10 protein-coding genes and 3 pseudogenes are annotated in these 11,656 nt (G+C 55.7%); 5 read left to right on the top strand and 8 right to left on the bottom strand.

The window, feature by feature from the left end; translation table 11 throughout:
- The first annotated feature begins 164 nt into the window (after positions 1-164).
- Complete coding sequence (locus tag QMO80_RS27860; protein WP_010069248.1) at positions 165-668, top strand: helix-turn-helix transcriptional regulator; 504 nt, start codon at positions 165-167, stop codon at positions 666-668.
- A 517-nt stretch (positions 669-1,185) separates the two neighbouring features.
- On the opposite strand, the pseudogene QMO80_RS27855 reads toward QMO80_RS27860, so the two are convergent.
- Positions 1,186-2,129: pseudogene (locus tag QMO80_RS27855) on the bottom strand (IS481 family transposase).
- Between the two features lie 442 nt (positions 2,130-2,571).
- On the opposite strand from QMO80_RS27855, the gene QMO80_RS27850 reads away from it, so the two are divergent.
- The 4 genes and pseudogenes from QMO80_RS27850 to hisC all read left to right on the top strand — a co-directional run bounded on the left by QMO80_RS27850 (position 2,572) and on the right by hisC (position 5,499).
- A complete protein-coding gene (locus tag QMO80_RS27850) occupies positions 2,572-3,078 on the top strand; it encodes a helix-turn-helix domain-containing protein (RefSeq protein ID WP_004671987.1) in 507 nt (168 codons plus the stop codon).
- Positions 3,079-3,473: 395 nt separating this feature from the next.
- Positions 3,474-3,653, top strand: a pseudogene (locus QMO80_RS33075) (hypothetical protein); the annotation flags it as partial.
- A gap of 39 nt (positions 3,654-3,692) precedes the next feature.
- A pseudogene (locus QMO80_RS27840) lies at positions 3,693-4,237 on the top strand (adenylyl-sulfate kinase); the annotation flags it as partial.
- A 158-nt stretch (positions 4,238-4,395) separates the two neighbouring features.
- A complete protein-coding gene (hisC, locus tag QMO80_RS27835) occupies positions 4,396-5,499 on the top strand; it encodes a histidinol-phosphate transaminase (RefSeq protein WP_008536542.1) in 1,104 nt (367 codons plus the stop codon).
- Positions 5,500-5,943: 444 nt separating this feature from the next.
- Here hisC and QMO80_RS27830 read toward each other — a convergent pair whose 3' ends face one another.
- From QMO80_RS27830 to QMO80_RS27800, 7 genes are all read right to left on the bottom strand, one after another.
- Entirely contained in the window at positions 5,944-6,882 is a 939-nt protein-coding gene (locus QMO80_RS27830; RefSeq protein WP_012489553.1) for an SIR2 family protein, read from the bottom strand.
- A 30-nt stretch (positions 6,883-6,912) separates the two neighbouring features.
- The gene (gene nifT / locus QMO80_RS27825) at positions 6,913-7,125 is read right to left on the bottom strand and encodes a putative nitrogen fixation protein NifT (RefSeq protein WP_004678514.1); all 213 of its coding nucleotides are present in this window, start codon (positions 7,123-7,125) and stop codon (positions 6,913-6,915) included.
- 4 nt (positions 7,126-7,129) lie between these two features.
- On the bottom strand, positions 7,130-7,447 hold the full coding sequence (locus QMO80_RS27820) for a nitrogen fixation protein NifZ (RefSeq protein WP_012489552.1): 318 nt from the start codon (positions 7,445-7,447) through the stop codon (positions 7,130-7,132).
- A gap of 64 nt (positions 7,448-7,511) precedes the next feature.
- Positions 7,512-7,718 carry a 4Fe-4S binding protein gene (locus QMO80_RS27815; RefSeq protein WP_012489551.1) on the bottom strand — a complete coding sequence of 69 codons (207 nt, stop codon included), beginning with the start codon at positions 7,716-7,718 and terminating at the stop codon, positions 7,512-7,514.
- Positions 7,719-7,752: 34 nt separating this feature from the next.
- Entirely contained in the window at positions 7,753-9,231 is a 1,479-nt protein-coding gene (gene nifB / locus QMO80_RS27810) for a nitrogenase cofactor biosynthesis protein NifB (RefSeq protein ID WP_012489550.1), read from the bottom strand.
- A 213-nt stretch (positions 9,232-9,444) separates the two neighbouring features.
- Positions 9,445-11,133, bottom strand: coding sequence for a nif-specific transcriptional activator NifA (gene nifA, locus QMO80_RS27805; RefSeq protein WP_011053431.1), 1,689 nt, complete (start codon positions 11,131-11,133; stop codon positions 9,445-9,447).
- Positions 11,134-11,353: 220 nt separating this feature from the next.
- Entirely contained in the window at positions 11,354-11,653 is a 300-nt protein-coding gene (locus QMO80_RS27800; RefSeq protein WP_004678523.1) for a ferredoxin family protein, read from the bottom strand.
- Positions 11,654-11,656 lie beyond the last annotated feature (3 nt).

Here is an 11,656-nt window from a genome sequence, read left to right as displayed (position 1 = left end):
TGCATTCATGAAGCAATTTGGCTAAACTCTCAAATATTTGCTATAACGCAAAAAATGCCCAAAATGGGTATTTAAAACGGTTGTAGTGTGGCGATGACAAGTGGTTCAAATCGGTTCAGGTTGGCTCAAGCCTACAACGAGTGGCAGGAAAACAGGGACGTGCGGTGACGGAAGATCTAGCAAGCTACAGAAGTTCGAGAGGCCTCGTCAGCACCGCCGATCCGGAGGTTGACAAGGCGATCTATCGAAAGCCAGGTTTCGGCGGCGAAATTACATCGTTGGGTCACATGGAGGAATTGATCAGCGCGTTCCTGAAAAAGACACGCGAAGCGCAGGGCCTGTCTCGCGCAGACGTTGCTCCAATGCTTGGTCTGTCCATCCCTGTATACGGACGCTACGAGCGGGCATTTTCCAAAATGACTGTTACTCGGATGATCCATCTGTGTGAGATTCTTGGCTTCATGCCTATCGATATGATCTTTGAAGCTGCGCCACATCTTTGGGGCCGCACATCGGAGGAGGCCGAGGATTGTCTCACACTGGCGAGGATTCTTAGGAGACTTCCGAACGGCACGACGCGCGATCTTATTCGGCTCCTGCAGCGAATGATCCCCGATGACGACGAGAGCGACAGAGGTATCAGTGATGTAGCGGAGCCCGTGAAGTGAGCTGGGTTTGTCTATGACGCCCCGACCAGTAGTTAGCAGTATTGGTGATAGCTGTCGCAGCCGACGCGCTGTCGTCGGTGTGCAGACACCCGCAATCTCACAACTTAGTTTTTCACTCGAATTTCCGTCTGATCAACAATACGCGCCGATTGCGCAATTTTTCGATGTTTGGTTGGCGTTGATCTCGCTCGATGCTCGAGCGATTCGTCGGCGAGCGACGCCAAGTCTATTTGCATGCGCTTTGCTTCGACAGTAGGGTCTGTGTTAAACTCCCTCGTTGGGTTTTCCCGCTCAATGCCATGTGGGTATTCGAGCTGCCGGCGCGCATGCTTTGATTTCGATTGCTGAATCTAAGCGCGTCCTCTCCGCGCCTCCGTTCCATCGCGCCGATCCTTTTTGCCATTCGGCTCGGAAACAGTCTTTTGACATCACGATCAGGTTCCGCGAAAACGGGGTCGAGTCGCTGAGACTGGAAACGCTGTTCATGGCTGTCGCCGTTCAGAGGTAAGGGCATCGCCTAGGTGTTTAGTCCCGGCATTTGATGGATGGGGTCGATGATGAATCGATCCGGCTCCAAAGTCCATCGTCTACAGATGAACTCGTAAGGCGTAAGGCCCTTTAACGTCTTGAGCCGGCGCCCGAAATTGTAGGCGTCGATAAAGTCGGCCAGATGTTTTTTCAACTGCGCATGATCGTCGTAGTGGAAGCGCTTGACGGTCGCCTCCTTGATCGTTCGGTTCATCCGTTCGACCTGTCCGTTGGTCCAGGGATGCTTCACCTTGGTCAGGCGATGCTCGATGCTGTGATCGTCGCAGACCCAATCGAAGATGTGCTGGAAGGCATTTCGATCACAAGCTCGGTTGGTGAACTGAATGCCATTGTCGGTCAAAACGGTGTGAATGGTGTAGGGCACTGCCGCGATCAGATTGCGCAAGAACTGAGCGGCATTCATCTTGCCGGCTTTGGTGTAGAGTTCCGCGAACGCGAACTTGGATGTTCGGTCAATTGCGACAAAGAGATAGAGCTTGCCCTCAGCCGTCTGCACCTCGTCAATATCGATGTGGAAGTAAGCGATCGGATAGCTTTTGAACTTCTTCTTCGGCTCCTTGTCGCCTCTGACCTCCGGCAGACGTGAAATGCCGTGGCGCTGCAAACACCTGTGCAACGACGAACGCGTCAGATGTGAAATGGTCGGCTGAAGAGCGTAGAGGCAATCATCGAGCGGCAGCAACGTGTGCCGGCGGAAGGCGACGATAGCGGCCTCTTCTTCGAGGGAAAGGGTCGTCGAGTGCGGGTCCTTTGGGCCTGTAGGAAGGTCGACCAACGATGTCCGCTTCTTCCATTTCGCCACGGTTTTCTGGTTGATCCCGTATCGCTTCGAAAGCGTTTTCAGGCTCTCTTCACTATTGCTCGACGGATTGCCTCTGTCGTCGTGGCGCTCCCGTGTAGAACCTGGCCCATAGTGCTTCCCTCCATGCCAAGGAAAATATTGCACCATCAAATGCCGGAACCAAACACCAGAGCAGCCAGCGCGCGGAGCCGTGATTGGTCTGCCGTGAACCGAGAGCTCCACGTGCAGGACAAAAGGCCACCATGCCCGCACACGACGTCCCGGGAGCTAGACGAGGAAATGAAGCGACCGTTATCACCAAAATCACTGAGGGTCATAGCCAATTTGGCGCAAGTGGATAATCCTTGCGTGAAGCGATTTCGGTATGATCTATGTCTATGTACTTGCGATCACTTATATATTTTGGTGAACGATAGCTATCGGGTGAGGTCCGCGTGGCCCAAAATGCGCCAAATTAGATCGAAACGAAACATTGGTGGTTCCAAGCACATCACTTTCCGTATAAAGAGCTTTGGCGCATTTACCTCAGTCGGAGCAATGTCAGGACCACCATTGAAGCAATGGATTAATGAACTCGGTTTGCAACAAGTCGATGATCCAGGCATAGACAAGCCGGTCTATCGAAAACCTTTTGACGGACGGATTGCACTTAGCGCCGAACTCGAAAACTTGATCAGCATCAGCCTTCGCGAAGCCCGCGATAAGCGAAAACTCCCGCGCTCGAAACTGGCGCCCTTGCTTGGCATCACTAAGCAGGTCTACGGCCGGTACGAAAATGGAGTATCCCGCTTGACCGTGAGCCGACTGATTCATCTGTGTGAGGTTTTGGATGCCACTCCGGAAGAGATTATCGCCCCGGCGGCACCTTATCTTTGGGGCGAAACTGAAACCAAAGCGGTTCTGCTGCTGGCTACTATCGTGAAGTTGCGGACTTTCGATGAAGAGATCTTGCAAGATATTTTCAGCTTACTAAGCCGCATAGACGAGACCGGTAGCGATAGCGGCGATCGTGCCATGAAAGTCGCGTCTACCAGCGCCACTGCAGACGATCGCGAATAGGACGTAGATCGCTAGCTTCAATAAACAGAACGTGCGTCCCTGATGAAGTTCCATCAGAAACCGCGAAGGACTAGCTGGCGACCGTTCATCGCCACTCCGGGACATAGGTGGGTAAACCGGGGAGGGCGCAGTTGGGTCAACTGGTCCAACGCATCCCTGCTTTCGGCCGCTGGAGGGGACGCGCGGTCGTCTTTACGCCGCGAGTGCCAGGGAGGTCACGTCAAAGTCTAAGAAACCCGTATATTCGACATACAAAGCATCGATAATTCCATTCATACAATCCATTTTACCAATCTCCCGTGATGATGCACTAGGAATGATCTCAGACGCGAGTGACGGCGAAACATTTGACGATCCGGACTGGCTATAGCGCGAACCCGAGCAACGGCGCCGACATGCATCGGGGCGGCCACTGCTTCGATCGCACAGTGCGGGCTTCAAAAACAGCAGCAGGAAATACCAAAGGAGGTCTTTGCATGCGTTCTGAGGTGCGGTGGAAGCTGTGCTGGGAAAACGAGCTGGAACTCATCGACCACGTCGATCCTCCCGAGCTCTTTCGCAAAGCCCAAGGGCCGACCGGGGTCTTCAATTTCAGTGGCAGCCAAAGCTGGGCAAGGCGCGCCGACAACCTGCATTGGCAGGCGACCGACGCTGACAAGGGCGCGCGCGGCGATGAAGAGTCAGCAGCCAGCCGTCCTTTTGTTCACTGGACTTTCCGGCTCCGGCAAGTCGACAATCGCCAATGCGCTCGACCGGCTGCTGCATGCCCACGGGAAGCACACCTACATCCTCGACGGCGACAACGTGCGCCACGGGCTCAATCGCGACCTGGCTTCAATCAACCCGATCGCGTCGAGAACATCCGCCGCGTTGCCGAGGTCGCCGAGCTGATGGAGGAGGGGAGCTTATTGAAATCCTCGTCGACACGCCGCTTGAGGAATGCGCGCGACGCGATCCGAAGGGGCTTTATCGGAAGGCGCTCGCCGGCAAGATCGCCAATTTCACCGGCGTTTCCTCGCCGTACGAAATCCCTGAGGGCGCTGAATTACATCTCGAAACGGTTGGCCACGACCCTGCGGCGTTGGCGTTTGAGATCGAACAGTTCCTCGAAAGGCGAATGGAGCAAGTGACGCATGAGTGTGAGAGTGGGGAGGCTTGACCATTGGCGGCTTGAAGCGGCCGCGGCGGTCCTTGGCCTATTAACTACGCGGCGACCGTAGCAGCCCGCAGGCGGCCCGCGCCAACGTCCGATGTGGCTTCAACAGGAGACGGCCGATCACGCGCTCACGACTCGGCTTACTGAAACGGAGAAAAGATATGGCTGATGCAAAGCTGCAAGCCGTGCTTTCGGCTCTTTCGCCGATGGCGAGACAGCTAAATGCGCTACCCTCCAATCAACCGGGGCGAGATGCGAACTGCGTTAAACTAAACACGAATGAGAATCCGTTTCCGTTGCCGATGATGGTGTTGCAAAGTGCGCTGGCGGCCCTCGAACGGCATTATCTGTATCCCGAAGATGACAATCTGAGCTTGCGCGACGCAGCCGCCAGCGCGTATGGCCTCTCCCAGGATCAGGTGGTCGCCGGGAACGGCTCGTCGGAGCTGCTTGGGCTCATCTACAGAGCATTCCTCGACCCGGGAGATAGCGTTGCGATGATATCGCCAGGTTTTTCCTTTAACCGCAAACTGGCCAAGTTGCAGGGTGCCAGATTTCTCGAAATCGAATGGGGCGAGTCTTATTCTCTGCCAATCGAGCAGCTGCTTCTTGGTCCAGCAAAAGATGCAAAATTCATACTGCTGGCCAATCCGAACAATCCAACGGGAACATTCGTTCCGGTGGCTGAAATCGACCGCCTCGTCGCGCAATCGGACCAGTTGATAGTGGTGGATGAAGCGTATGTCGACTTTGCACCCGATGATGCCCTGCGCCTAGTCGATCGTCATCCAAACCTTCTAGTATTGAGAACACTTTCGAAAGGCTTTGCAGCCGCGGGAATTCGCGTCGGTTTCGGCTTTGGTCATCCCGAACTTATTGGGAGGCTACGCAACCTGCAAAATGTCTTTAACATGAACGTGATCGGCCATGCGGTGGGCATTAGTATCCTTTCGCACCGCGCCGACTACGACGAGAACCACAGATATATTAAACATGAAAGACACAGAACGACCACTGCCTTGTCTCAATTGGGCTTTTCTGTCATTCCCTCCCACACAAACTTTTTGCTAGCTCGGGTGCCACCCGGACGAGATGGCAAATGGTGGCAAGCGTCTTTGGATAGGCAGAACATACTTGTAGCCGTCTTTCCCGATGCCGGTTTGGAAAATTTTATCCGCGTCAGCATCGGCACCAGAACCCAAATGGACGCGTTCCTTTCAGCCGCCAGGGACATCATTTCTGGAAGTATGAAGACGCAGAGCTAGGCGGTTAGAATTATTGGCCACACTGCTTGTCACTTGGAAACACCAAGTATCGAAGTCCATATTGTGGGATAAAGATCACAAATAAGCGCAAGACCGTAAAGCGTGTGCCGTCTCGATCCCGTTGATTACGCGTGTTATTGGCGCACGAGTGGAGCACCCGGTGGCCGATGCGAGGCTTATTTCTGGCGATTCGGCCGCGGCTCTGCCGCTGTATTGGGAATGGTTTAGGTTTCTTCATAATCGGTCCTTCGCATTGACATTGAGCGAACAGTAATCTGCGGTCGTCGCCGATCTTCCGTCGATCACCTGCGACAGAACCTCGATCCGCTAAAGATCACGCTCGCTCATCGCCATTGATCCCACCCGCAATCCCCTACGCCAGCAAACGTGGGCAGTATGGCATTCGAACTTGGCAGAAACAGAACTTTTTCAATCTGCGGCACTCTAGCCGCTACAGAGATTCGAAGCGGGAGCCGTGCGGCCATGGTCACCATCCGCCTTGCTACCAAATGGTACAAGCAGAGCCGCGGCTTCGCCGATCGGCAGGTCGACCACCGTGATTCCGCTTGCTGCAAGGAAACGGCGCTCGTTTTTGGTAAGGCCTTCCGCATCAAGTACTGCAAAGTGGGGGCCGTGAGAGCGCTTGATGATCTGTCGAGCGTAGATCCGGAGCATCTGATCGTTGAAGCGGCAGCCAATGAAAAGAAAACCGCGATCTATACGCCGTTCTTTCACCATTCCAGGTATTGGCGTCTGGATATCGATTTCGGTTAGGACTTCCACGTAATCGGAATCGGACACCAGAAAGTTCGAAGCTGGTATAACACTGCCGTACGGCGCATAGAGGACCGTCTTTGGCGCTGCGACGCATTCGACGTCTCTCCCGGACAGATCGTAAGTTTTTGTCCAAATGTCGCCGCCGCCGTTTGCACGCGTGACGCCCTGAATCTCGACGACATCCGTTCGACCGGTCTTCGCGAAAGCCGCACGCATTGTCCCGTCGTACCAACCGTCGACGATAAGGGAGAGCGGCAGCGTTGCGAGCCAGTCGTGGAGGGCGGTCGGCGCCACGGGTGCTCCAAATATTTCTGCCATCCAGGCCTGAAGCGTCCGGCGATGCCGTCGCTGTTCAATAAACTGCGCGACTGACCACATATTGCTGCGTATCCTGGAAGGGGCAGGTGTGCGTTCGTTGAGTGCCGCGGAGACGGCTTCCGGGGTGTCCGGTACAGGTGGTTCCGTGGATTGCAGCCGAAGGAGATCCGGACCGAGATAGGGAACGATCCGATCCGCAGCGAGCGCTTCCTGAAGCAGCCTAAGTCTTTCTTCGGCGTCACCGTTGCGAATGATCAGGAGACGGTCCGAGGTCAAAATTTTATTCATGCTGTTTTCTCTTACCTCTCGTTTGCAGCATCAGTCCTCGTCAGGAATCTTCCTTGCGTGGACGGTGATCGGCAGAGGCGTATCCCGCGATAGCTTGGGCAAGACGAGTCTCCAGCCGTTCCTGAGAGTGATCGTGCCGCCCCACATGTCATCAGCCTCGACATCTACGATCGGCTCTTCGAGATCTTTCTTTGGTACGTAAGCCGACAAGCCGGCGCTCGTTCTGCGAATCATTATCTTCATGTCGCTATTCCTTCGTTGGGGGCCCCGCGATTTCAGCAGCGCCGCAAGCAGCGGCGTTGTCTAGACTCGTCAGTTCACGGGCACGCATGCCGACGATAGTGCCACGTTCGACCCATTCGACGGCATAGATGTAAAACTGCTGGAGAAAGGTGCCGATGTCGCGCACATAGCCTTCGTCGCCCTTCCGCACCAAACTTTCCCCAATTTTTTTGCCAGCATAGGTGCCGTCATTCTTTACGTGAAGTCTGGCCCGCACCCGCTCGCCGGGTGTAAATCGTGGAGGCCTGTGGATTTCGACCTCCTGTTCACGTCCAAGGCCCATGGGCATTCCTCCTTGCAGGATATCATTGAAGGCTTCTCCGCAGGAGCCCCGACCATGCTGAAGGTCAAATCGCAGGTGCGGCGAGGACGCAGGTCTTCGGCACGGGGCAAACCTCCGCGCATTGCTGCGTTTCGAAGGTACCCTTGCATTCGGTGCATTTTTCCGGGTCGATAACGTAGATCTCACCTTTGAACCTGATCGCACCGGAGGGGCATTCGAACTCGCAGGCACCGCACTGGGTGCATTGGGACGCTATGATCCTGAAGGCCATTTTTAAACTCCTGAAGATGTTGGATTAAGAGCGCTCACGCCGTCGCCGCTTGTGGTTCGACGCCAAACTTGGCGGCGTAGAGGGTGCCGATGGCGGTCTCGATGTAGTCATAGCAATAAGCATCCGTTGCCCGAACCCCGGCCTCCATGAGCTTAGTCTTAGGGCACTCCCCGATCTTGGCGCATAGCACGACGTCAATACCGACCAGCGCAGTTATGATGCCGTCGAGGGTGGCTTCCTCGCCCCTGCCTCCGAGGCAATACTGTTCGATCTTGCGATGCCCGACGTAGGTGATGCCTCTCGACGAAGCTTCGTATACTTGGAACTCCTTCGCATGGCCGAAGTGCTCGTTGATGCGACCGCCACCCTTTGTCGCGACCGCGACGTGGAGGGACCCATCGCCGGCTGCTTTGACTGTCTCGATTGCCTCGCTCTTGGCGGTCGCGTGATCGCCGCGTTCGCGGGCGATCACTTCCCGATAGGCCTCGCGCTTACGGGCGTCATAGGTGATCTCTCCGGGAAGCTGGTCGAGTGCGAACTCCTGGCCCCGATCATCCCCAAGCAGGCCGACGGCATCGGCCCTACACTGCCGGCAATGGCGCATTAGCTTTGCGCCGCCTTCGAGACGATCCTGGAGCGCCTTCAATTCGAGCGCCCGCGGGCCGCGCTGTCCGGTCAAGCCGTAGTAGGTGCCATGGGCCGGATCGGAAATAAGCGGCATGACGTTGTGCAGGAACGCCCCCCGCTCCTTGACCCATTTATTTACCTCGACCAGGTGTTCGTCGTTGACACCAGGAATCATCACCGAATTGACTTTGGTGATGATGCCGCACGCGGTCAGCATCTCCAGGCCCACCATTTGCCGCTCGTGCAGAATTCTCGCAGCTTCGATGCCGGTGTAACGACGGTTGCGGTAAAAGATCCAGGGATAGATCTTTGCGCCGATTTCAGGGTCAACCATGTTGATCGTAATTGTCACGTGATCGACATTCATGTCGACAAGTTCGGCGACGTGATCCGGCAGCGCAAGCCCGTTGGTGGAGATGCACAGCTTGATGTCGTGGATCTCCCCCGCAACTCGTTCGAACGTTTCCTTTGTCTTCTTCCAGTCGTAACAGGCATCGCCCGGTCCGGCGACACCCAGCACGGAAAGCTGCGGCACTTCGTTGGCGACGGCAATGACCTTGCGCAGCGCCTGGTCTGGCGTCAACTTTTCCGAGACGACCCCAGGGCGGCTTTCGTTGGCGCAGTCATATTTACGATTGCAATAGTTGCACTGGATATTGCAGGCTGGTGCGACCGCGACATGCATGCGCGCGAAATAATGGTGAGCCTCTTCTGAATAGCAGGGGTGGTTTTTGATCTTCGCCCAGATAGCCTGGTCCACGTCGGCCGGTTTTGTGGACACGCCACATGACGAGGATGTGCAGCCACTCGGTTTCGCGGTCGCCAGCAATTGATACAAGGATGTCGTGCTGGTCGCACTTTCAAGCGAAATCATCGGTGCGGACATTGAGTGCTCCGTTGCTAGTTGACGTCGCCTTTCAAAACGCAAAAGCCATGCCATCCCAAGGACGGGATTTGCTTTAAGAATTTGCATTTATTGCCCGATTCCGACCGTGTTCGGACACAGACTTGTCAAGCTTCCGACAGTCGACAAAAGAGTTGTCCGTAAGCCACCAAACCAGGCATTGGAGATCGAGAAGGTCCAACATCACCCAGGCGCTTAAAGCTTTTTCACCTCGATGCGATGCTGGCGTAGAGCATAGCCGACCTGACGAGGCGTAAGGCCGAGAATACGAGCCGCTTTGGCCTGAACCCATCCGGCCTTTTCCATCGCCTCGATCAACCGGTCCCGTTGCGTGAGGCGCGACTCCATTGCGGGACAACCGGAACCGTGCGGATCACAAGCCTTGACGGAAGATACCTCGTCCGACGCACCGATGCTCCCGCCCGAGCGCGGCGATGAAGTCGGCATCACATTGCTCCGGGCATGCCCATCGACGGTGATGCCGCCGGGCGACCCGTCGGTTTTCCAGAGGAGCGACGAAAGGCACTGGCTGTTCTTGCAGGCAAAATCAGACGAAACGATCGAGCTTGAACGCGCAAGGGTGGCAGTCCTTCGCACGCAGTTTTCGAGTTCCCGGACGTTACCTGGGAAATAGCATTGCGACATCACCTCGATCGCCGACGACGAAAACGTCAGCTCGCGTTGGTTCTCCTTGTTGAATCGGTCAAGAAGAGCGTTCGCAAGGCGTGGAATATCGCCGGGTCGCTCTCGAAGCGGCGGCAGGACAATTGGAACTACGCTGATGCGGTAATACAGGTCGGCCCTGAATTCGGCGTTTGCAACAGCCATCTCGAGGTTCTTATTCGTGGCGCATATGAGCCGGACGTCGACCGCAAGCGTCTTGGTTCCGCCCACCCTCTCCAGTTCGCCTTCCTGCAGGACGCGCAGCAGTTTGGCTTGAAAGGCGGGCGAAATCTCGCCAATCTCGTCAAGTAGAAGCGTTCCGCCATTTGCCAGTTCGAAGCGTCCGGCGCGCTGCGCGATGGCCCCGGTGAAAGCCCCTTTTTCATGCCCAAACAGCTCCGATTCCAGGACGCCTTCGGGCAGCGCGGCGCAGTTCAATTTGACGAACGGCTTGTTTTTACGAGGGGAAAGTTCATGGATCGCCTGTGCAAAAAATTCCTTGCCGGTGCCGCTTTCGCCCCGCAGAAGCACGGTGGAATTCGTCCTCGCCACCACCGAGACGGTTTCAACCACCTGCTGGAGAGCCGGGCTATCCCCGATAATCCCGTCGATTTTGACGGGTGGATGTCGGCCCGGCGCGCCCCTTTGCGCGATGATCGGCTTCTCCGGTCTCTCTTGTTCGCCGATAGGTCGCCGACCCTCCAGGTTCAGGAAACGATGAAGCCTGATCGTCCGACTGACCAGATTGGCGACCATGGTCAGAAAGCGAACGTCCTCGTCGGCGGGGAAGGGGGCGGCGTCGTTCCTGACGCGATCGATCGATATTGTGCCAAGTATTTTATTATCGGCTTTTACCGGAACGCCAATAAAAGAAATTGGGACGGTGCCGCTGCTCCAAGGCGGTTGCGGCTCAGCCTGAAATAATTCGGACTTGCTGACATCCTTTACGATTAAGGGCATACCGGTCGTCGCGATATGGTCGATTACGGCCTTAGGTATAACGCCTCGAGCGGCTGATTGAGAGGATGGGGGGATGTCGCCAGTTGCGGCAATCTCGGGCTGACCTTCAGCGTCTAGAACAACGATTGCTCCGCATCGAATCTGCAGAAAGGAAGAGAGGACGTTCACGACGTTGGCAAGCGTAATCTCTAGCCGGGCGGGGGCAGTCAGTACCTTTGATATCTCGTAGATTCCGCTGCGCTGCGTGCCCGCTTGGCGCATAGGTCCAGCAGGTAGCGCAGATAGGGGTTCCGCTCCATCGACCGGTCGGGCGGGCATGTGGGTCATTATATGGCCTTGGGTTGTCTAACGTTTCTTATCACCCTTGCTTGCATGTATATATAGTAATTTCTAATACCAATCTGCAACGCGCACCTCTGCAAGTTTCCGATGCGCCCGTCTGCAAACCCAAGTTGGTTCTGAATCGTGGAGTTGCAAACCTTTATCCGAACTTGAAGAGAACGCCGAAACCGCCTCTCGGATAGTTCCACTCGATATCTCCACTTGCCTCGCAGAGTACGCGGCACGTGCCGCACTCCATGCACCCGTCGGCGATAACCTCCACTTGGCCCTGGTCATTCAATTCGTAGCACTTGGCCGGACAGACACTTGTGAGGGCATACAGATTTACGCTTGGCCAATCGTGTGGACGCACCCTAATATGCGGGCGTCCGGCATCGACCACGTATCGATTTTGGTAAAGCTTGTCCTCTACGCGTATGTTCGTCACTGCAACCGTCATCTC

The sequence above is a fragment of the Rhizobium sp. BT03 genome, from assembly GCF_030053155.1.
In the GTDB taxonomy this organism is placed as follows: Bacteria; Pseudomonadota; Alphaproteobacteria; order Rhizobiales; family Rhizobiaceae; genus Rhizobium.
The sequence above is the reverse complement of the archived record's forward strand: the minus strand, read 5'-3'. Positions and strand labels throughout refer to the sequence as shown.